This is a genomic window from Pseudarthrobacter oxydans (assembly GCF_030812335.1).
Lineage (GTDB): Bacteria > Actinomycetota > Actinomycetes > Actinomycetales > Micrococcaceae > Arthrobacter > Arthrobacter oxydans_B.
On record NZ_JAUSSN010000014.1, the window covers coordinates 46,174 to 66,019 of the forward strand.

A 19,846-nucleotide genomic window follows, 5' to 3' on the forward strand; every position below is an offset into this window, starting at 1 on the left:
ACCACGGGCGGTGCGGCGCAGCGTGCACCGCTCAGGTGACCTTGTGGAGGATGGCGGATGCGTGGGCTTCCAGGCCGCTGCCGCCGGCAGGAGCCTTGCCCGTGGCAACGTCCCAGCGCCAGAGCAGGTTGCCGTCCACGAGTCCGAAGATCCGGGTGGCGGCCGTGTATTCCTTGGAGTGGCTGCCGCGCATCACCATGTCGGTGCTGAGCTGGATCTGCGGGCCCTTGATCTGGCCGTAGTACAGCTCGGAGATCCCGCCGGGGTGGGAGATGGACACGGAGATGTCGAAGCCGCCGTCCTTGTTGCGCAGGGCCTCGACTTCGTCGGCGCTCTTGAGCACGGGAACGATGTCCGCCGGGATCAGCCCGGGGCCGCCGTCTTCCTCGCGCTGCTTGCGCTCCAGGGCCCAGAAGCCGGTTTCGACGGTCAGCGGACGCAGCCTGGTGCCGTCGTCGTCGGTCAGCCAGCTCTCGGCACGGTACTGCAAGTACGGCAGGCCGTTGTGCGTGAAGGAGACGTGTTGCAGGAAGTGCTCGGAATCCTCTTCCCCGGCCCCCAGCCGGCCTCGGCCCTCCCACTCACCAATGAGCCAGGACAGCGGAACGATTTCCGGGGTCAGATCTGTAGGTATTTCAATCGGCACAGCAGCTACCTCTGGAAACGAAGACGGCTAGTAATTTCTGGCTGTTACTTCTGGCCCTTGAAGAGGCGGTAGACCACGAAGCCGGCAAACCAGGCCATGGCCAGGCTGGCAACGCCAAGGAGGACAAGGAAGAAGATTTCAAATGCAAGTACGGACATGATGCCATCCTAGCGCCTTAGAAGATGAGTAGTTTGTCTATGAAGTACGCCAGCGAACCGACCGCGGACACCGGGCCCAGCCCGATTCCGAGGGCTGCCGCAAAGCTTAGCGATTCACCGCGGAGGATGACCAGCCGGCGGAAACTCACCAGCACGGCGCCCACCACCACGCCGGCGATCGCGGCCGGGATCACGGCGATGTCGGAGAAGACCAGTCCCGCGAGCGGTCCGGCCAGGCCGGCGGCGACGACGCCCAGCGGCGCCACCACCCGGTCCGGCCAGCGGATCAGGCCCGCCAGCAGGGCGACCGCAGCGCTGATCGCGGCGACCAGGACCATCTCACGGACGCCGTTGAAGCGGGCGCACGCGATCCACCCCGCGCCCAGGCAGGACAACAGGACACCGGCGGAGGAACCGAGAATGGACTCCAGGCGCTGCGACTGGCCGGTGCCGCGGATCAGCTGCATCACGAAGATCGCCATCACCCCTGCCGCCATGAACGACGGCGTCCAGTCCAGAAAACCCGGGGCGGAAACGTACGTGGCGGCGATGGCGGCGCCCACGCCCGGCAGGCCGATCAGCACGGCGAGGGTCTTCCTGGCGGGGATGCCCAGGAAGTGCGGCCAGCCGATTCCGACGGCGGCGGCGGTCAGCACCCCCACCGCCAGGAGTGCCTCCGGCGAGGTGTAGGACGCGCCGACGATCGCGGCGAGTCCGGCCAGGCCGATGACGCCGATGGACCAAGCCCTCACTGGTTACCAGACATGTGTGTTTGCGTCATCCGTCTTCCGGCCATCGTTGTACTTTCGCTCACTGCGGACCCACTTCGACCTGATCTTGCGTCCTGGGGCGGCAGGCCCCGACGGATCAATCCTGCCCTATGTGACCGTTTTGTGTCGCAAAAGAACCGGACGCGGGTGACCGGGGCATGTCCGGCAAGGGGCCTTTGGGTATACTCGGTCTCAGCTACAGACGCCCAACGATGCGCGGACACCCCTTGGAGGAAACATGTCGCACATCCTGTTATTGACGAACAGCACCGGCTCATCGGTGGACGTCCTGCCTGCACTGGAACTACTGAACCACCGGGTCCATATTCTCCCCGCCGAGCCGACGGCGCTGCTGGAGACCGACCCCTGCGACATCGTCCTGCTGGACGCCCGCAAAGACCTCGTCGGCGCACGCTCCCTGACCCAGTTGCTCAAGGCCACCGGCCTGAGCGCCCCGCTCATGCTGATCCTGACCGAGGGCGGCATGGCCGCCGTATCCTCGGCGTGGGCGGTCGACGACATCCTGCTGGAATCCGCCGGACCCGCCGAGGTCGAGGCCCGCATCCGCCTGGGCGTCGCCCGGGCCGTGCCGGACCAGGACGACGCGCCGACCGAGATCCGGGCCGCCGGCGTCGTCATCGATGAGGCCAGCTACACCGCCCGGGTCAACGGCGCACCGCTGAACCTGACCTTCAAGGAATTTGAACTGCTCAAGTACCTGGCGCAGCACCCCGGCCGGGTCTTCACCCGCCAGCAGCTGCTGACCGAGGTCTGGGGCTACGACTACTACGGCGGCACCCGCACGGTCGACGTCCACGTCCGGCGCCTCCGGGCCAAACTCGGCGCCGACCACGAGAACCTGATCAGCACGGTCCGCAACGTGGGCTACCGCCTGACCCTGGTCCGGCATCCGGAGGAAGAACTCACCGAAGCCTGACCCGGCAACCGCGCCCTGCACCTCAGCCCGCACTTCAGCCCCGCAGAGCGGCGGCATAGGCCATCACCCCCGTGTCGAAGGGACCTTCATACCCCGCCGCTTGCCGTCCGGGGCGACTTTGGGCATGATTCCGGCCCCTTGGGCCCGGTGTCCGCGGCGTGTCCGTGTCAAAGTGCCCCGGACGTCATCCCGTTCGGTGAGCCCGCAGCCGGTTGCATGACGCACCGACGGCCTTTACGCCGAGGCGGATTTCCGAAGCCTGCGGGCAGATTAGGGCGCACATGCGGCGCCGATCCGCCCTGATCTGCCCCCGCCCCGCAGTTCGGGGCTGGCGGCCAGGAACACGGAAAAGCCCCGGACATCAGTCCGGGGCTTTCCGTTTCTTCAGTGGAGGACATACGGGTCGAACGTATCGAGGCCACCCCAGTGGTGGATCCCCCTCGCCGCCCGGCCAGCGGGACCCAGAAACAAGTTCTGGACCGAACAGCCGGACGAGATATCGACTATACGTAACAGTTCCGGAATCAGCAAAATCGGCCCCGCCCGCGCGGCAGCGTATAGCCTTGCACCATGAGTCCTGCGCACCCTGAGAACTGGTCCGTCCTCGCCGCCAGGGGAGCCGCGGAGCCGCAGCTCCTGAAGGACGTCAAAGCCCTCGCGGCCGCCGCGGAGGAATCCGATGGCAATCCGCCGCTGTCCGAGCAGACGCTTGTGACGCTCCGGACCGCGGACGCCGACGGGGGCCCCGGCACGCATGCGGTGCTGACCCTCGCCCTGTACTGGCCCGACGAGAGCTCCGACCCGGCGACGGCGCAGGATCTGGCCGGCGTCGCCGTCGTGATCGAGGAACCGGACGGTACCGGCGTGCTGGAAATTGCCGTCCACCCCAGCTACCGCAACCAGGGCGTGGCGACCCGGCTGGTCGGCGAACTCCAAGCCACCCGCGGCTTCGCCGGCCTGAAGGCCTGGTCCCACGGCAACCACGAGGCCGCGGCCGACCTCGCCGCCCGCTACGGCTACGGCCCGGTCCGGGAGCTGTGGAAGATGCGGCTCGCCGGCTCGACGGCGGAGCTGCCCGACGTCCCGCTGCCGGACGGGGTGACGTTGCGCGCCTTCGTCCCGGGCCGGGATGAGGACGCCTGGCTCGCCGCGAACCGGGCCGCCTTCGCGCACCACGCCGAGCAGGGCAACATGACCCGCGCCGATCTGGCCGCCCGGATGGCCGAGCCGTGGTTCGATCCCGCCGGTTTCCTGCTCGCCGTCGATGCCAAGGGCCGGATCCTCGGCTTCCACTGGACCAAGGTGCACCCCCGGCACGGGGACCACCCGGCGATCGGCGAGGTGTACGTCGTGGGCGTCACGCCCCAGGCGCAGGGCACCGGGCTGGGGAAAGCGCTGACCGTGGCCGGCATCCGGCACCTGCAGCGCCAGGGCCTGCACGCCGTCATGCTCTACGTCGATGCGGACAACGCCCCGGCCGTTTCGCTGTACCGGAAGCTGGGCTTCACCCGCTGGGACGTCGACGTGATGTATGCCCCGCTGGAGGGGCGTTAATCCAGTCGGCGGACATCTTGTCTCCGCCCGGGGAAATCTGGACTCCGCGAAAGCTGTTCGCAGGCTGATTGCTTGTAAGGTTGAAGCTAAATCGAGCCAGCATTAGGAGAGACCATGCAACGGGATTCCGCCCGGACAGCCACGTCTGAGGCCGCCACGTCGAACAACAAAGTCCGACCCGCGCGCGCCCAGTTCGGCTCTTCCGAAGTGCCTGCCTCACGTGCCACCCAGGACCGGATCGACATTCCGGAATTCGCGCCCAACCTGGAGCCGGAGGGCGACTTCAGCCCGGACCGCTTCCTGGACCGCGAACTGAGCTGGCTCTCCTTCAACGCCCGCGTGCTGGAACTCGCCGAAGACCCGGACCTGCACCTGCTGGAACGGGTCAGCTTCCTGTCCATCTTCGCGTCCAACCTGGACGAGTTCTTTATGGTCCGGGTCGCCGGGCTGAAGCGGCGGATCGCCACCGGACTGGCCGTCCCCTCGCCCGCCGGGCTCAGCCCGGTGCAGGTCCTGGAGCAGATCGGCGAGGAGGCCCACCGGCTGCAGCAGCGTCACGCCCGCGTTTACGCCGAGCAGATCCGCCCGGCGCTGGCCTACGAGCACATCCACCTCATGCACTGGGACGAACTCGACTCCCAGGCCAAGGACCAGCTCAGCGCCATGTTCGCCGAGAAGGTCTTCCCCATCCTGACCCCGCTGGCCGTGGACCCGGCCCACCCCTTCCCGTACATCTCGGGGCTCTCCCTGAACCTCGCCGTCGTGGTGCGCAACCCGATCAGCGACAAGGAACTCTTCGCCCGCCTCAAGGTCCCGGACCAGCTCCCCCGGCTGATCTCGGTCGACGGCCCGCGCGCCGGCTCCGTGCCGGGCCGGGTGGCTCGCTTCATCGCCCTTGAGGAAGTCATCGCCGTCCACCTGGACCAGCTCTTCGCCGGGATGGAGGTGCTGGAGCACCACACCTTCCGTGTCACCCGCAACGAGGACCTCGAGGTCGAAGAGGACGACGCCGAGAACCTGCTGCAGGCCCTCGAAAAGGAACTGCTGCGCCGCCGCTTCGGCCCGCCGGTCCGGCTCGAAGTCACCAACGACATCAACCCGAACATCCGGGCGCTGCTGATCCGCGAGCTGGGCGTGGAGGAATCCGAGGTCTACTCGGTCCCGGCTCCGCTGGATCTGCGCGGGCTCTCGGTCATCGCCGGTATCGACCGCGCCGACCTGCATTACCCCAAGCACGTCCCGCACACCTCCCGGCACCTCAACGAGTCCGAAACGTCGAAGGCGGCGAACGTCTTTGCGGCCATGCGGCGCCGGGACATCCTGCTGCACCACCCCTACGACTCGTTCTCCACCTCGGTGCAGGCGTTCCTGGAGCAGGCGGCCTCGGACCCGAAGGTCCAGGCCATCAAGCAGACGCTGTACCGCACCTCGGGCGACTCCCCGATCGTCGACGCCCTGATTGACGCCGCCGAGGCCGGCAAGCAGGTCCTGGCCCTGGTCGAGATCAAGGCCCGCTTCGACGAGCAGGCCAACATCTCCTGGGCCCGGAAGCTGGAGCAGGCCGGCGTCCACGTGGTCTACGGCATCGTGGGCCTCAAGACCCACTGCAAGCTCTCCCTCGTGGTGCGCCAGGAAGTGGACGGCCTCCGCCGCTACTGCCACATCGGCACCGGCAACTACCACCCGCGCACAGCCCGCTACTACGAGGACCTGGGCCTCCTCACGGCCAATGAGCAGGTGGGCGAGGACCTCTCGAAGCTCTTCAACCAGCTGTCCGGCTACGCCCCGAAGTCGACCTTCAAGCGGCTGCTGGTGGCCCCCCGGTCGGTGCGGTCGGGACTCATCGACCGGATCGAAACCGAGATCAGGAACGCCCGGGCGGGCCTCACCGCCCGGGTCCAGATCAAGGTCAACTCGATGGTGGACGAAGCCATCATCGATTCCCTGTACCGGGCGTCCCAGGCCGGCGTTCCCGTGGACATCATCGTCCGCGGCATCTGCTCCCTGCGACCGGGCGTGCCGGGGCTCAGCGAGAACATCACGGTCCGCTCCGTGCTGGGCCGGTTCCTGGAGCACTCCCGCGTCTTCGCCTTCGCCAATGCCGGGGACCCGGTGGTCTACATCGGTTCGGCGGACATGATGCACCGCAACCTCGACCGGCGCGTGGAGGCCCTCGTCCAGCTCACCAGCGGGGACGACACGACCTATGTCATGGACCTGCTGCGCCGCTACATGGATCCGGGCACCGCCAGCTGGCACCTGGACAACCAGGCGGTCTGGACCCGCCACCACGTCACCGACGACGGGCAGGAGCTCGAAGACATCCAGTCCTGGCTGCTCAACTCCCGCTCGCGGCAGCGTTCCGCCGGTCTGCGGTAGGGGCTCTGGCATTGAGTAGCGATTCACTGGTTGCCGACCAGACAGACCACGCCGACGAAGCCATTGCGGTGGTGGCTGCCGGGGCGGTGCCGTGGCGCGTTGCCCCGGGCGACAAGGACCAACTCGAGGTCCTGCTGATCCACCGCCCGCGTTATGACGACTGGTCCTGGCCCAAGGGCAAGATCGACCCCGGCGAGACGCTGCCCGAGTGCGCCGCCCGCGAGGTCGAGGAGGAAATCGGGCTCAAGGCACCGCTGGGCATCCCGCTGCCGGCCATCCACTATCACGTCCCCGTCGGGCTGAAGGTCGTCCACTACTGGGCGGTCGACGTCGACGGGGCCCCCCTCCTGCCCGACGGCAAGGAAGTGGACAGCGTCATGTGGTGCTCGCCGGAGAAGGCGGCCCGCCTGCTGAGCAACCCCAGCGACGTGGCCCCGCTGGAACACCTGGCGGCCGCCCACGCCCGCGGCGAACTGAAGACCTGGCCGCTCGTGATCGTCCGCCATGCCAAGGCCAAGCCGCGCTCCTCCTGGTCCAAAGCCGAAGGGGACCGGCCCCTGGCCGTCACCGGGTTGCGGCAGGCGCAGGCAGTGGGACGGCTGCTGCAGGCCTGGAAGCCCATGCGGATCGTCTCCAGCCCGTGGCTGAGGTGTGTTGCCACCATCGCCCCGTACGCCAAGGCGTCCGACGCGAAGGTGAAGCTGAATGAAGCCCTGACCGAGCACCGGCACGGCCGCCATCCGCACAAGACGGCCGCCGCCGTCGAGGGCCTCTTCGACAAGCAGCGGGCCGTGGCCCTGTGCACGCACCGCCCCGCCCTCCCCACCGTGTTCGCCCAGCTCGGCAAGCACATGGGGTCCCGGTTGCGCGCCCTGCTCCCGGACTCTGACCCGTTCCTTGCCCCCGGTGAGATCGTCGTGTGCCATGTGGCGCACCACAGCAAAAACAAGGTGGTCGCGGTCGAGCGGTTCAGGCCGTTCGACGACTGAGGTCCTTGACCCTCCACCCTGCCGGCCATAGTTTGTATCAAACACTTGATACATTGCCGCAGAATCTTTGGGGGATTTCATGCCGCTCCAGTCCAGCCTGCCGCCGCTGCTGCTGCTCGGCCCTCTCCTCGCCGCCGTCGCCGTCTACGTGGTGTTGCGCTGGGTGGTCTGGGCACCGCGGACCGGGACCTCGCCGGCGTCGGTGTCGGAGCACGCGCTGTGGGTCGGCGTCATCGGCTGGCTGGCGAGCTCCCTCCAGGCGGCGATGAACGTGGGCATCATTCCGGCCAATCCGTCCGCCGGCGGCGCCCTGACCAGCGCCGGGACGGTCCTGCCGGCTCTGGCGTGGCCGGTCCTGGGCTGCCTGACCGTGCACGCCCTCGGCCAGGTGAGTTACCCCGGTCCCCGGCGGACGCGGCGGCAGGCCGTGCTGTCGGTCCGGCGCATCCGGGACTTCCTGCCGGGCAGGCTGGCCCTGACCACGGCCGCGATCTTCCTCACCGCCGCCGCGGCCATCGCCCGCACAGCCGCCCTCCCCGGATTCGCGGCCGTGGCGCCCACCCGGGTCAGCGACGGGGAATACAGCCACTTCAACGGCGGCGGTGACGGCCGGATCCCCGGGCCGGACGTGGCCCTCTGGCTGGGAGGGGCCCTGCTGGTGCTGGCCGGCGGGACGTGGCTGGTGTTGTGGCTGATCGCCGGCCGCCGCCAGCTGGAGTCCCTGGACGCGGCCGACAACAGCGTGCTGCGGACCATCGCCATGAACCGGCTGCTCCGGACGGTCTCCACGGTGGCCGCCGGGCTGGCGGCCGTCGCCGGAAACTTCGCGGCCCGGCCCGATCCGGCCCAGGGGATGACGTCCTGGGGGAACCCGGAAGCCCTGGCCTGCGGCGTGGTCCTGCTCGTCATGTGGGGGTGGCGGCCCCCGCGGCTTGCGACCGCGGGACTGGGCGCCCGGAACCGACCGGAACCGGGGATCGCCGCCGGCCGGCAGCATCCGGCGGCCCGGCTCGTCTCCTCCCTCGGGGCGCTGCTGGGGCTGGCGGCCGCGGTGCCGCTGCTGACCGGGGCCTTCCTCGCCCAGGCCCTCGCGGCCGCCGGCTACGGTTTTGCGGGCCTGGTGGCGCTGATGGCCGTATTGGTCCTGCTCGTCATTGCCGCCGGGGAGCTCCTGCTGCAGCACAATTACGGCACTCCGGAAGCCCCGCGCGGCTGGCCCCGGCCACCGGTGAGCCCGGCCCTGCTGACCACGGCCGTCCTGGCGCTGCTGGCCTTCCTCGTCGTCCTGCTTGTCACGGCACTGGGGCAGGCCCGCCTCGCCGAGGGCCCGGGCTGGGTGCCGGCCGGGCTGCTCACGGCCGGAGTGGGTGCGGTCGCCCTGCCGGTGCTGCTCCTGGCCCGGCGCCGCCGGGGCGTTGCCGACGCCCCGGCCGGCCTGGACCCCGCCCTGCGCGCCATCACCGTCCACCGGGTGGTGCGGACCCTGGCGGCCGCCCTCACCGCCCAGGCCGGCGTCCTGCTGCTGACCCAGAGCAACGCCTGGGCGGCCGTGTTGGGCCGGGCCGCCTTCGGGCAGACCGACCCGGCCGCGGCAACCTGGTGGCCGGCGATCGCGGCCGGCGCGGTGCTGGGCGTCGCGGCCACGGTCATCGCCGTCATCCCGGTGCGCGGCCCGGCCCGGCCCGCCCCGGCTCCCCTGCCGAGGACGGACGTCTCCGCGTGACGGCCGGGATCTCCGTGGACCTGGACTCGGCCATACCGGCCTACGAACAGATCCGGGCTCAGATCTCCGCGCTGATCACCCTCGGAGCACTGGAGCCGGGCACCCGCCTGCCAACGGTCCGGCGCCTTGCCGCGGACCTCGGGATCGCGGCCGGGACCGTCGCCCGGGCCTTCCGGGAGCTGGAGCAGTCGGGGCTGATCGACACCAGGCGGCGCAACGGCACCGTGGTCGCCGGGACGCCGGCGAACGAAACGCAGGCCGGGGCCCTGGCCGGCGCTCCCGCGCCGGGCACCGCCGTCGCGGAGGTGACCGCCGCCGTCGAGCACTACATTGCCGAGGGCCGGCGCGCCGGCTTCGACGACGCCGCGCTGCTGGCAATCCTGCGGACGAAGCTCAGCCAGCAAGACGGATACGGAGCGGCGGCGACTTCTCAGTAGACTGGGACCGTGAGCATTCCAACCCCCTATGAAGACCTGCTGCGCGACGTCCTGGACCACGGCACGCACAAATCAGACCGGACCGGGACGGGGACCCTGAGCGTGTTCGGCCGCCAACTGCGCTTCGACCTCAGCAAGAGCTTCCCCCTGGTCACCACCAAACGCGTGCACTTCAAGTCCGTCGCCGTGGAGCTGCTCTGGTTCCTCCGCGGGGACACGAACGTGAAATGGATGCAGGACCAGGGTGTAACCATCTGGAACGAATGGGCCGACGCCGACGGCGAGCTCGGCCCGGTCTACGGCGTCCAGTGGCGCTCCTGGCCCACGCCCGACGGCGGCCACATCGACCAGATCGCCGAGCTCATCGAGAACCTCAAGAGCAACCCGGACTCCCGCCGGCACATCGTCTCGGCCTGGAACGTCGCCGAGCTCAAGGACATGGCCCTCCCGCCGTGCCACGCGTTCTTCCAGTTCTATGTGGCCGACGGCAAGCTCTCCTGCCAGCTCTACCAGCGCTCCGCGGACACCTTCCTGGGCGTGCCGTTTAACATCGCCTCCTACGCCCTGCTGACCTGCATGGTCGCCCAGCAGACCGGCCTGGAGCCGGGCGAATTCGTCTGGACCGGGGGCGACGTCCACATCTATGACAACCACATGGACCAGGTCCTCAAGCAGCTCGCCCGCGAGCCCTACGAGTCCCCGCAGCTGAGGATCACCCGCAAGCCTGCCTCCATCTTCGACTACACCCTCGAGGACTTCGAGGTGGTCGGATACCAGCACCACCCGACGATTAAGGCCCCGATAGCCGTATGAGCAACGACGACCTCCAGGGCGCGCCGCCCGCCGACTTCTCCGACACGCTCGCCACCCTGACCGGGCTCGGCGTTGTCTGGGCCCAGACCAGCACCGGTGTCATCGGCAGGGACGGCGGGATGCCGTGGCGCCTGCCCGAGGACATGCGGCACTTCACCCGGCTCACCGCAGGCCACCCCGTGATCATGGGCCGCAAGACCTGGGAATCCTTTCCCGACCAGTACCGCCCCCTGCCCGGCCGGACGAACATCGTCATCACCCGGCAGGAAGAGTGGGGCGGGACCCCGGCGGCGGAAGGCGCCATCGCGGTCAAATCCCTGGACGACGCGCTGCTGGAGTCCCAGTTCGCGCCCGGCCACGAGATGGTCTGGATCATCGGCGGCGGCAACATCTACGCGCAGTCCATGGATCTCGCCAACGTCGCCGTGATCACCACGATCGACGCCACGACGGAGGGCGACACGTTCGCCCCGGACCTGGGCTACGACTGGACCCTGGGCGCGAGCCTGCCGGCCGACGGCTGGGAAACCGCCGACGACGGCACCCGCTACCGCATCAGCGTGTGGCGCCGGACGGAGGGCTAAGAGAATGCTGCAGAAACCCGAAACCCTTTTTGTCCTGGGCTACATGCTGCTTCCGCTGCTGGCGCTGCTGTCTGCGATCGTGGGGCTGACCATGATCCTGGGCGGCAACAAGATCGTCGGCGCCATCGTGCTCATCGTCGTCACCCAGGCCTTTGCCTTCGGGGCGTTCTACGCCCTCCGGAAGCGGAAGCACGCGCTGCTCACGGAGCGCAGCGGCGGATAGCCGGCTCCGCCTGCCCGGGCTGAGGGCGATGGGGACATCACCCCATCGCCGGTTGCCGCGGCTCCGGCTACCTTGGTGCAGGTGAGGTACTCACGCCGGAATGCACCAGGTCCCGGCCGCAGCCGGTTAGGCTGATGCAGGTCTAAGGGGGATGCACGATGGCAGGAAACTTGTGGGGCGCCGACGTCGCCCAGCTGCGCACACTCGCACAACAGTTCGGCAAGACGTCCGAGACGCTGCTGCAGCAGTCGACCGCGCTGACGTCGGCTATCAACAACAACACCGCCTGGAAGGGTGCCGACGGCGCCCGCTTCACGTCCGAGTGGAACAGCAGCCACCGCGCCCTGGTCCAGAAAACAGCCTTCGCGCTCAAGGCAGAGTCCACGCGGCTGACGACGCACGCCGATCAGCAGGAGAAGGCCAGCAACACCGGCGCCGGGGCAGGCGGCGGAATCTCCGTCATTGCTGCGCGGGTCCCAACTGCCGCCAACCCCTGGGGACCGGACTGGCTCGCAAAGGGTTCACCCTTCAGGGACGCGTGGGGTCTGCGCGGAGTGTCGAAGGCAGCCCTTGACCTCCCCAAGAATGTTTTCGGTTTGGCCACGATGGCTTCCAAGGGCCTCGACAACTTCACCGACGCCGCCCGCTGGGCGAAGCTCCCCGCCACGAGCGCCACGTACAACCTGTTGGATTCGGGCACAGACCTCATCGGGCTCAAGAATCTCCAGAAGTACGTCCCTGCCCTTAACCAGTTCGGTGGTGTCTTCAAAGAGAGCACGTGGCTGTTCAAGGGCCAGGGCGCGGTCCTTGAGAGTCTGGGCAAGGGCGGGCTCGGCCGTGGTCTGGGCTGGGCCGGTGTGGGCCTGAACGGATTCGACACCGTCAAGAACATTGCAGAGGGCAACGGCCAGGCTGCCGCGTGGTCGGGCGCCAAGACGGCGCTCGGCGTCGCCTGTTTCCTTCCCCCGCCGGCCGGGACAATCTGTACCGTGGCCAGCGCTGCGATCGCGATCTACGAGATCCCGGCGGTCAAGGACTTCGTGAACGGCGCCGCCAGCAATGTCGCGGACACCGTGGCCAGCGCGGTGAAGGACCCGGGCAAATTCGTCGAAGACACCGGCAAGAATCTGGCCGACCTCGGCAAAGGCGCCGCCAGCTTCCTGGGCTTCGGATAAATTCAATTGAAGGGTAACTTCGTGACCACCAGCATCGAATCCACCGAATCGCCGGACACGGCAGTCGGCTTCGGCTTTGCCGAAATCGCCTACCTGATCCGGAGGTTCGACACCGACGCCGCAAGGAAATCAGCCCAGGTGCTGCGGCTGGAAGAGGAAGTCCAGGCCGACCAGATCTGCATCGCCGGAGGATCTTCGCTGCTGGGCCGGGGCTTTGCCAGCGTCGATGACGACCTTGACCTGGAAGGCCCGGCGGTACCCACCGCGTATGCCTTGTCCCGGGCGGACCGCTGGACCGAAATCAGCCTGGTCGACGGTGAGAAGACAGACACCGTCGTGCACGTGGAGTCCGACAAGGTGTCTCTGCTGATGCAGCCCCGAACCCTCAGCACGTGGTTCGTCTTTGCCCAGGACCCCGACGTTGCGGGTGCCGACGCCGAGCTGTCCATCATCGAAGAACATGTCCGGACCCATCCCGGCGGCACGGCGTTCATCCGGGTCAAGACGATCTCCGCCGAAGACCACCTCCTTATCCGCCCGGACAGCGGCGGCTGGGCGGTCGCCAAGGTGGTCGATCCCGCAGCGGACGTCGACGAAACGACAGGCCTGGACACCCCGGGACTGCTCGCGCGGATTCGGAAAACCCGCGGGGACGGCGCATGAGCGACGCTCCGGAGAACGGACGCCGGTCCCGGCGGAAGGGATACTACAAGCGCCAGATCGAGCTGGAAGCCGCGAAGCAGGGACTCACCGTTGAGGAGTACGGCGTCTACAAAGGTTCGGCGGGAAGTGTCATCGAGCCGATCAATTCGGCCGGCGGCCTGCTGTTCCTGGCCATCCTGATCTCGCTGTTCTCCAGCGTGGCGGTTGTGGCCGGCGTCGTGACCCTGATCAACAACGAGGTCACGAGCTGGGTGGAATTGATCGTGGGCTTCGCCATCGTCCTGTTCGTGGTGCCCACCTCGTGGGCGTATTACCTCAAAGAACGCAAGGCCGTGCGCCTGCGGCGTGCCAGCGGAAAAACCCTTCAGCACCCCACCCGACGCTCAACAGTCCGGGACTAGACCTCACCCTTCCGCCGATAAGCGGCGGCCGCAATCTCCCGCGGACCCTCGGTTGGGCACGACAGCAAGGAAATCCGTGGGAAGACATGACAAAAGTGTTCTCCTGGCTGTCGGCATCTTCGTGCCCTGGGGCCGCCTGGAGCTACTTCTTCCGGGAGCGCACCGCCGAGAAGCTGCGCAACGCCCGCAACCTCCCCGCCCCGTCGGCACCGCAGGCGGTGTCCGGTGACAATTGACGTCACCCTTGCCGGGGCGGCCCGTGGATAAGGACGCAACACGCCGCCGCGCAGACGAGCAGACCAGGGCCCTGCACGAACAGGCCGTGGCCGCCGGTGAAAAGCGCCTCCTGACCCGGACCCCGGACGACGGCAGGCTGTACAGCTACGCCGCGGATGAGATCGGCTTCGCCCGGGCCGGCTCGGGACCCATCGTCACCTCGGCACCGGGAATGCTGCTGCTCGGCCTCTTTTTCGCCGCGGTAACGGCATTCTCGATCTTCCTGATCGCCGCTCCCGCGGCCAACGGCCAAGACCCGCTGTGGGAAGCCATCGTGCTGACCATCGGCGGGATCGCCGGTCTGGCCTACGCCGTGGGGCTGGCGCTGTCCGAGTTCCGGGCGCGGAGGATCCGCCGTGAACGCGGCGTTCCGGATCCAAGCCCGCGCCAGTTGAACTGAGCGATGACGTAACCGGCTGCGCTCCGGAGCCGGCAAAGTCTAAACTGGGCCAATGACTACAGCAGCTACTCCGTCCGTTGGACTCGTCGGTTGGCGTGGCATGGTCGGCTCCGTCCTGATGCAGCGCATGCAGGATGAGGGCGACTTCGCCAACATCAACCCGGTATTTTTCTCCACCTCGAACGCAGGAGGTGCCGCTCCCGCCTTCGCTGCAGGGGCCGGCAAGCTCGAGGACGCGTTCGACGTCGAGACGCTCGCCAAGCTGCCGATCATCGTGACCGCCCAGGGCGGTGACTACACCAAACAGGTCCACGGCGAGCTGCGCAGCCGCGGCTGGGACGGCCTCTGGATCGACGCCGCATCCACGCTGCGGATGAACGACGATTCGATCATCGTGCTGGACCCGATTAACCGCGACGTGATCGACAAGGGCCTGGCCAACGGCACCAAGGATTTCATCGGCGGCAACTGCACCGTCTCCTGCATGCTGATGGGCCTGGGCGGGCTGTTCAAGAACGGCCTCGTCGAATGGGGCACCTCGATGACGTACCAGGCGGCCTCCGGCGGCGGCGCCCGGCACATGCGGGAACTGCTGAGCCAGTTCGGCACGCTCAACGCCCAGATCAGCACGGAACTGGACGACCCGGCGTCGGCCATCCTGGAGATTGACCGCAAGGTCCTGGCCCACCAGCGCACCGACATCGACGCCACCCAGTTCGGCGTGCCGCTGGCCGGGTCGCTGATCCCCTGGATCGACGCGGACCTCGGCAACGGCCAGTCCAAGGAAGAATGGAAGGCCGGGGTGGAGACCAACAAGATCCTCGGCACCTCCGGCGATGAGCACATCATCATGGACGGGCTGTGCATCCGGATCGGCGCCATGCGTTCGCACTCCCAGGCGCTCACGCTCAAGCTCCGCGAGGACCTCTCCGTCGCCGAGATCGAGAAGCTGCTGGACGCGGACAACGAGTGGGCCACGGTGGTGCCCAACACCAAAGAGGACTCCATGGCGAGCCTCACGCCCGTGGCGGCCTCCGGCACCCTGGACATCCCGGTGGGGCGCATCCGCAAGCTGGAGATGGGTCCGCAGTACATCAGCGCCTTCACCGTCGGCGACCAGCTCCTGTGGGGTGCGGCCGAACCGCTGCGCCGCATGCTCAACATCGCCACGGGCAAGCTCTAGGGGCTTCACCACTCGGTTCAGGTGCCGATAAACCGCCGGTACTTCGCGGCCTGCAGCTCAAAGGATCTTTGGGCGGCAGGCCGCAGCCCGTTAACCTCATCGAAGGGCTCAGGCACCACCACCACGGCCTTTCCGCTGCGGGACACCTCCCAGGTGCCGACGATCTGGCCGCCGGCCACAATCGTCTTCCGGAAGACCCCGTTGCCGCCCGGGACGATCTTGTCCGCATGCTCCGGCGGCAACACGAGCGACCGGTCGGTGTAGCCGAGCAGGAACTCATCGAAGCCGGGCAGCGCGAGCACCAGGCGCCCCGCGGGAACGCCTTCGTCGAGCAGCGCCGCCGTCTCCGGGGACATCCAGTAGCTGGCCCCCTCGAACGTCACCTCCGCCAGCTGGTCCCTCACCCGGGCCAGGGCCGCGCGGACCTCCGTCAGGGGAATGCCGGACCACCAGGAAAAGTCGCGCTCCGTCGCGGGCCCGTGGCTGCGCAGGTAGCGCAGCAGCCACTCGGCGGTGCCCGCCGCACGGTCCAGGACCCGCGACTCCGTGATCCAGTCGTCGAAGGCCACCACCAGCTGCTGGTTGCCCGCCAGCGGGCCCTGCACCAGCCAGCCCCGCTGGCACAGGATCCCCAGCAGGTGGATGCCGCGCTGGCCCGCCGCGGACTGGCCCGCCCGTTCGAAGGCCTGGAACAGCTCCGCCCGGCTGGCTGCTGCCCCGCCGGCGACCAGCCGCAGCGCGGTTCCCGCGGCGGCGTCGACGTCCGCGGGAGTGATGCCGAGTTCCCGGTGGCGCCCGGCCAGGCCCCGGATCAGCCGGTCGGAGGTGATGGCCAGCATCCATTTGAGGTCTTCGGGCGCGAGCAGGTGCAGGGTGCCGCGCATCGGCCAGGAGCGGACGATCTCGCCCCGGTCCAGGGCGCTGCGGACATCGCCGACCCGCGATCCCGGCACACGCTGGCCCACGGCCCAGAGCGCGGACTGCAGATCCTGGGCCTGCATGGCCGTCATCCAGCGCACCGCCGCCGGGACGCTGCCGAATCCGGACCCGGCCAGCCCCTGCGAGGCCAGCCGCAGCCGTCCCAGGATCCCCCGGCTCAGCCGGGCACGCGCCGTTGCTGCCATGCACCCATGCTAGGGCTCCTGGCGGGCGGTTCCCAGCCGCCGCCCAGCCGGACTCCCTACCCTTGATGGATGACCTTGAGTGAGATGTGGCCGCTGCTGCGGCCCCTGAGCCGGAGGCTCGCCCTGCTGGGCTGGGCGTCCAGCGCTGCCGGCATGGGCGCCGGGCTCGCCGTTGCCATCGCGAGCGGGACGCGGCTTTCGCCCATGATGAGCACCCTGCAGCTCGTGGCCATGATGTCCATGGCCGTGGCCGTGGCCAGTTTCGTCACGGCCGCCGCGGTGCAGCCGCGCCCTCCCGTGCGGGGCGCCATCGAATCACCGGAGAGCCTGGACCCCGGGGAATTCCCGGACACCGCGCAGAGTTTCCTGCTCGGCTCCCTCGCCCTGCTGGCCGGGGCGGTCGCCTTCGCCCTCGCCGGCCTGGTGCTCCGCAGCGGGCCCAGCGCCCAGTCCGTGGCGTTCTGCCAGGTCTTCTTCCTGGGCGCCGCCGCGTCCGGCTTCACCTTTATGCTCTTCAGCAAGGTCGCCGGACAGCGCCGCGGGAACTGAGTCCCGCCGTTTCCTACAGTCCGATGCCGATGAGCAGCGGTTCCGGGTGCAGTTCAATCCCGAAGCGTTCGACGACGCCGCGGCGCACCTCCCGCGCGACCGCCAGCAGGTCCGCGGTGCTGGCGTTCCCCCGGTTGGTGATGGCCAGGGTGTGTTTGGTGGACAGTGAGGCCCGGCCGCCGGAGACGCTGTCCGGTTCGAGCCCGAATCCCTTGCCGTAGCCGGCCTGGTCGATCAGCCAGGCCGCCGAGAGTTTCGTCAGCCCGTCCGCGCCCCCCGGGTAGCGTGGCGCGTCGTCGGGCAGCCCGGCGGCGACGGCTGCCGGCACGATCGGGTTCGTGAAGAAGGAACCGGTGGAGTAGGTGTCCCGGTCCGCGGGGTCCCACACCATGCCCTTGGACGCCCGGAGCCGGAGCACCTCGCGCCGGACGTCGTTCGCATAGGCGCGCTGGCCGGCGTCGACGCCCAGTACACGGGCCAGTTCGGCGTAGCGGACGGGGGCGCTCATCCGGCCCAGCGGCAGCTGGAACTCGACCGTGAGCACGACGTAGCGCGGGGAGCCGTTGACGGTGGTCTGCTTGAGGATCGAATCGCGGTAGCCGAACTTCAGCTCCGAACTGGTGAAGGTCTGCACGGCGTTGCGCTGCCGGTCCCAGGTCCGCACGGCGGCGATGGTCTGCGAAACGTCCGAGCCGTACGCCCCGACATTCTGGACCGGGGTGGCGCCCGTGGCGCCCGGAATGCCGGAGAGCGCCTCGATGCCCGACCAGGCGTGCCGCACGGCGTGCTCGACCAGGGCGTCCCAGTTGTGGCCGGACTGGACCACGACGGCGACGCCGCCGCAGGAGTCCTCCGCGTTGACGGTGAACCCCTGCGAGGCGATCTTCAGCACGGTGCCGGGGAACCCGTCGTCGGACACCAGCAGGTTGGAGCCGCCGCCGATGATCAGCAGGGGCTCACCGGCAGCGTCCGCCGAGCGGACGGCGTCGATGATCTCCGCCTCGGTGCGGGCCTCGATGAAGGAGCCGGCGGGGCCGCCGACGGCGGCCGTGGTCAGGGCGGAAAGCAGTGTCTGGGTCACCCGACCAGCCTAGCCGGGTTACGCCGGACTCCCCTAAGCAGGGCCGCGCTAGCCGATCTTCCGGGCCACCGGGGAGAGCAGGAAGCTGACCACGAGCATCACCATCACGGCCAGCAGGGAGTGCAGGATGCCGACGTGCTCGGCCAGCAGGCCCAGCAGCGGCGGCCCGCAGAGGAAGGCGCCGTAGCCGATCGTGGAGACCACCGAGACCCGGGCGGCGGCCTTGAGCGGATCGTCGGCGGCGGCGGACATGCCCACCGGGAAACCCAGCGACGCACCGAGCCCCCACACCGCGAGGGCCACGTACGCGACCCAGGGCACCGGAGCGAAGACGAAGAGGCCCAGGCCCAGCACGGCCAGGGCCGCGCACCAGCGCATCACCGGGACCCGGCCGAAGCGGTCCAGCAGCACGGTGCCTGCGAAGCGGCCCACGGTCATGAACGTGACGAAGAGCCCGTACCCGGCGGCGCCCGCGGCGTCGGACTGGCCGTGGCCGTCGGCGAGCGCCAGGGCCACCCAGTCCCCCGCCGCCCCCTCGGCGAGGGCCAGCCCCAGCACGAGCACCCCCAGCAGGAGGGTCCGGCGGTCCCGCCAGGCCGCGGCAATCTGCCGCTTGCTGTCCAGCGGGGCCTCGGGCCGGTCCGTGTCCGGCCGGATGATCGGGATGGGCCCGGTGGAGGGATCCTCGAAGGTGTCGGGCCTGGCCGGCCGGAAGCCCGGGCCGCCCTCCACCGGGGTGATGTCCGCACGGAACCAGGCGGCGGCGGTCGCCACGGAGCCCGCGACCAGCAGCCCCACCACGGCGAAGTGCCCGAAGACGGGTACACCGGCCGCGGCGGCCCAGGCGCCCGCCGCCGCGCCGGCGACCGTGCCCAGGCTGAACGATCCGTGCAGCCGCGGCATGATGTGCCGGCGGACGGCGCGTTCCACCGCGGCCCCCTCGACGTTGGAGGCCGTGTTCCAGCTGGCGGTGCCCAGGCCGATGACGGCCAGCCCCGCGGCGACGGCGAGCGGGTTGACCAGCACCGAGGTTCCCAGCCCGGTCAGGACCAGCCCGGCGCCCACCATGATGCTGCCGATCCGGATGGTCTGTTTGGACCCGAACCGCAGCACGATCAGCCCGGACGCGGAGACCGAGATGAAGGAGCCCAAAGTCATGCACAGCAGGAGCAGCCCGACGTTGCCGGGCGTGAGGTCCAGCCCGTCCCGGATGGCCGGCAGCCGGGACACCCAGGTGGCGAAGGCGATGCCGCTGAACGCGTAGGCGGCCACAACGGCGTTCCGCCAGTGCGTGACCTCCGTGGCCTGGCCGGTGCTGACGCTCACAGCATCGCCATGCGGCTAGGCCAGCCTGACGACGGCCTGGGCCTTCATGAGCACCTTCTGGCCGGCGCAGGTGACGGTCAGGTCCACCCGGGCGGTCCCCTTGTCGGCGTCGATCGCTCCGATGGCGCCGCTGACCTCGACCACGGCGCCGGCGTCGGCCGTTCCCGTGGTGTCGGAGACCGGGACGGGTTTCGTGAAGCGGGTCTGGAAATCAACGACGGCGGCAGGGTCGCCGGCCCAGTCGCTGACGAGCTGGACGGCGGAGCCCATGGTGAACATGCCGTGCGCGATCACGCCGGGCAGCCCCACGCCGGTGGCGAAGGCCTCGTTCCAGTGGATGGGGTTGAAGTCGCCGGAGGCGCCGGCGTACTTGACGAGGTCCGTGCGGGTGACGTCGATGCTGCGGCTGCCGATGTCCTGGCCGACGGCGAGGTCCGAAAGTGTGGGTGTCATGG

The 19,846-nt window shown here is 69.2% G+C and carries 22 protein-coding genes; 16 read left to right on the plus strand and 6 right to left on the minus strand.

The features are described 5' to 3' along the window. Window positions 1-31: 31 nt before the first annotated feature. Complete coding sequence (locus tag J2W14_RS19570; RefSeq protein ID WP_307465627.1) at window positions 32-646, minus strand: FABP family protein; 615 nt, start codon at window positions 644-646, stop codon at window positions 32-34. A 175-nt stretch (window positions 647-821) separates the two neighbouring features. Next, window positions 822-1,556 (minus strand): permease, encoded by a 735-nt coding sequence (locus tag J2W14_RS19575; protein ID WP_307465629.1) that lies wholly within the window; start codon window positions 1,554-1,556, stop codon window positions 822-824. Between the two features lie 256 nt (window positions 1,557-1,812). Here J2W14_RS19575 and J2W14_RS19580 point away from each other — a divergent pair, with 256 nt between their 5' ends. The 15 genes from J2W14_RS19580 (at window position 1,813) to asd (ending at window position 15,311) form a co-directional block, all read left to right on the plus strand. Beyond that, window positions 1,813-2,511: a winged helix-turn-helix transcriptional regulator gene (locus J2W14_RS19580; protein WP_307465631.1), complete on the plus strand. Its 699-nt coding sequence runs from the start codon at window positions 1,813-1,815 to the stop codon at window positions 2,509-2,511. Between the two features lie 570 nt (window positions 2,512-3,081). Continuing rightward, window positions 3,082-4,065, plus strand: coding sequence for a mycothiol synthase (gene mshD, locus J2W14_RS19585; protein WP_307465633.1), 984 nt, complete (start codon window positions 3,082-3,084; stop codon window positions 4,063-4,065). Between the two features lie 114 nt (window positions 4,066-4,179). Continuing rightward, window positions 4,180-6,444 (plus strand): RNA degradosome polyphosphate kinase, encoded by a 2,265-nt coding sequence (locus J2W14_RS19590; protein WP_307465635.1) that lies wholly within the window; start codon window positions 4,180-4,182, stop codon window positions 6,442-6,444. A gap of 11 nt (window positions 6,445-6,455) precedes the next feature. Further along, window positions 6,456-7,433 (plus strand): NUDIX hydrolase, encoded by a 978-nt coding sequence (locus J2W14_RS19595; protein WP_307465637.1) that lies wholly within the window; start codon window positions 6,456-6,458, stop codon window positions 7,431-7,433. A gap of 79 nt (window positions 7,434-7,512) precedes the next feature. Then, entirely contained in the window at window positions 7,513-9,156 is a 1,644-nt protein-coding gene (locus J2W14_RS19600) for a hypothetical protein (protein WP_307465639.1), read from the plus strand. Beyond that, the gene (locus J2W14_RS19605; protein ID WP_307465641.1) at window positions 9,153-9,593 is read left to right on the plus strand and encodes a GntR family transcriptional regulator; all 441 of its coding nucleotides are present in this window, start codon (window positions 9,153-9,155) and stop codon (window positions 9,591-9,593) included. Before J2W14_RS19600 ends, J2W14_RS19605 begins: the two co-directional genes overlap by 4 nt. A 9-nt stretch (window positions 9,594-9,602) precedes the next feature. After that, a complete protein-coding gene (locus J2W14_RS19610) occupies window positions 9,603-10,406 on the plus strand; it encodes a thymidylate synthase (RefSeq protein WP_307465643.1) in 804 nt (267 codons plus the stop codon). Then, window positions 10,403-10,990: a dihydrofolate reductase gene (locus J2W14_RS19615; protein WP_307465645.1), complete on the plus strand. Its 588-nt coding sequence runs from the start codon at window positions 10,403-10,405 to the stop codon at window positions 10,988-10,990. Before J2W14_RS19610 ends, J2W14_RS19615 begins: the two co-directional genes overlap by 4 nt. A 4-nt stretch (window positions 10,991-10,994) precedes the next feature. Then, window positions 10,995-11,213 carry an NF038396 family protein gene (locus J2W14_RS19620; protein ID WP_307465647.1) on the plus strand — a complete coding sequence of 73 codons (219 nt, stop codon included), beginning with the start codon at window positions 10,995-10,997 and terminating at the stop codon, window positions 11,211-11,213. 158 nt (window positions 11,214-11,371) lie between these two features. Next, on the plus strand, window positions 11,372-12,388 hold the full coding sequence (locus J2W14_RS19625; RefSeq protein ID WP_307465648.1) for a hypothetical protein: 1,017 nt from the start codon (window positions 11,372-11,374) through the stop codon (window positions 12,386-12,388). A gap of 21 nt (window positions 12,389-12,409) precedes the next feature. Further along, window positions 12,410-13,051 (plus strand): hypothetical protein, encoded by a 642-nt coding sequence (locus J2W14_RS19630; RefSeq protein WP_307465650.1) that lies wholly within the window; start codon window positions 12,410-12,412, stop codon window positions 13,049-13,051. Beyond that, window positions 13,048-13,452 carry a hypothetical protein gene (locus tag J2W14_RS19635; protein WP_307465652.1) on the plus strand — a complete coding sequence of 135 codons (405 nt, stop codon included), beginning with the start codon at window positions 13,048-13,050 and terminating at the stop codon, window positions 13,450-13,452. The genes J2W14_RS19630 and J2W14_RS19635 overlap by 4 nt, the downstream gene beginning before the upstream one ends. 86 nt (window positions 13,453-13,538) lie before the next feature. Then, window positions 13,539-13,688, plus strand: coding sequence for a hypothetical protein (locus tag J2W14_RS19640; protein ID WP_307465654.1), 150 nt, complete (start codon window positions 13,539-13,541; stop codon window positions 13,686-13,688). A gap of 23 nt (window positions 13,689-13,711) precedes the next feature. Next, window positions 13,712-14,128, plus strand: coding sequence for a hypothetical protein (locus J2W14_RS19645; RefSeq protein WP_307465656.1), 417 nt, complete (start codon window positions 13,712-13,714; stop codon window positions 14,126-14,128). A 52-nt stretch (window positions 14,129-14,180) separates the two neighbouring features. After that, on the plus strand, window positions 14,181-15,311 hold the full coding sequence (gene asd / locus J2W14_RS19650; protein ID WP_307465658.1) for an aspartate-semialdehyde dehydrogenase: 1,131 nt from the start codon (window positions 14,181-14,183) through the stop codon (window positions 15,309-15,311). Between the two features lie 17 nt (window positions 15,312-15,328). On the opposite strand, the gene J2W14_RS19655 is transcribed toward asd, so the two are convergent. Next, window positions 15,329-16,435 (minus strand): winged helix DNA-binding domain-containing protein, encoded by a 1,107-nt coding sequence (locus J2W14_RS19655; protein ID WP_307465659.1) that lies wholly within the window; start codon window positions 16,433-16,435, stop codon window positions 15,329-15,331. A gap of 69 nt (window positions 16,436-16,504) precedes the next feature. Here J2W14_RS19655 and J2W14_RS19660 point away from each other — a divergent pair, with 69 nt between their 5' ends. Continuing rightward, window positions 16,505-16,984: a hypothetical protein gene (locus J2W14_RS19660; RefSeq protein ID WP_307465660.1), complete on the plus strand. Its 480-nt coding sequence runs from the start codon at window positions 16,505-16,507 to the stop codon at window positions 16,982-16,984. 13 nt (window positions 16,985-16,997) lie between these two features. Here the strand turns inward: J2W14_RS19660 and J2W14_RS19665 are convergent, their stop codons facing one another. Genes J2W14_RS19665 through J2W14_RS19675 form a run of 3 tightly spaced genes read right to left on the minus strand, consistent with a single transcriptional unit; the run spans window position 16,998 to window position 19,844 of the window. Then, entirely contained in the window at window positions 16,998-18,065 is a 1,068-nt protein-coding gene (locus J2W14_RS19665) for a UDP-N-acetylmuramate dehydrogenase (protein WP_307465662.1), read from the minus strand. Window positions 18,066-18,113: 48 nt separating this feature from the next. After that, on the minus strand, window positions 18,114-19,391 hold the full coding sequence (locus J2W14_RS19670) for an MFS transporter (RefSeq protein ID WP_307465664.1): 1,278 nt from the start codon (window positions 19,389-19,391) through the stop codon (window positions 18,114-18,116). A 15-nt stretch (window positions 19,392-19,406) separates the two neighbouring features. Beyond that, entirely contained in the window at window positions 19,407-19,844 is a 438-nt protein-coding gene (locus tag J2W14_RS19675; protein ID WP_307465666.1) for a MaoC family dehydratase, read from the minus strand. Window positions 19,845-19,846: the final 2 nt, after the last annotated feature.

Bases quoted from the DNA above. Each gene is read 5' to 3' on its own strand.
- J2W14_RS19620 (WP_307465647.1), top strand. From the start codon at position 10,995: ATGCTGCAGAAACCCGAAACCCTTTTTGTCCTGGGCTACATGCTGCTT.
- J2W14_RS19655 (WP_307465659.1), bottom strand. From the start codon at position 16,435: ATGGCAGCAACGGCGCGTGCCCGGCTGAGCCGGGGGATCCTGGGACGG.
- J2W14_RS19640 (WP_307465654.1), top strand. From the start codon at position 13,539: ATGACAAAAGTGTTCTCCTGGCTGTCGGCATCTTCGTGCCCTGGGGCC.
- J2W14_RS19635 (WP_307465652.1), top strand. From the start codon at position 13,048: ATGAGCGACGCTCCGGAGAACGGACGCCGGTCCCGGCGGAAGGGATAC.
- J2W14_RS19660 (WP_307465660.1), top strand. From the start codon at position 16,505: ATGACCTTGAGTGAGATGTGGCCGCTGCTGCGGCCCCTGAGCCGGAGG.
- J2W14_RS19675 (WP_307465666.1), bottom strand. From the start codon at position 19,844: ATGACACCCACACTTTCGGACCTCGCCGTCGGCCAGGACATCGGCAGC.
- J2W14_RS19615 (WP_307465645.1), top strand. From the start codon at position 10,403: ATGAGCAACGACGACCTCCAGGGCGCGCCGCCCGCCGACTTCTCCGAC.
- J2W14_RS19600 (WP_307465639.1), top strand. From the start codon at position 7,513: ATGCCGCTCCAGTCCAGCCTGCCGCCGCTGCTGCTGCTCGGCCCTCTC.
- asd (WP_307465658.1), top strand. From the start codon at position 14,181: ATGACTACAGCAGCTACTCCGTCCGTTGGACTCGTCGGTTGGCGTGGC.
- J2W14_RS19590 (WP_307465635.1), top strand. From the start codon at position 4,180: ATGCAACGGGATTCCGCCCGGACAGCCACGTCTGAGGCCGCCACGTCG.
- J2W14_RS19625 (WP_307465648.1), top strand. From the start codon at position 11,372: ATGGCAGGAAACTTGTGGGGCGCCGACGTCGCCCAGCTGCGCACACTC.
- J2W14_RS19580 (WP_307465631.1), top strand. From the start codon at position 1,813: ATGTCGCACATCCTGTTATTGACGAACAGCACCGGCTCATCGGTGGAC.
- mshD (WP_307465633.1), top strand. From the start codon at position 3,082: ATGAGTCCTGCGCACCCTGAGAACTGGTCCGTCCTCGCCGCCAGGGGA.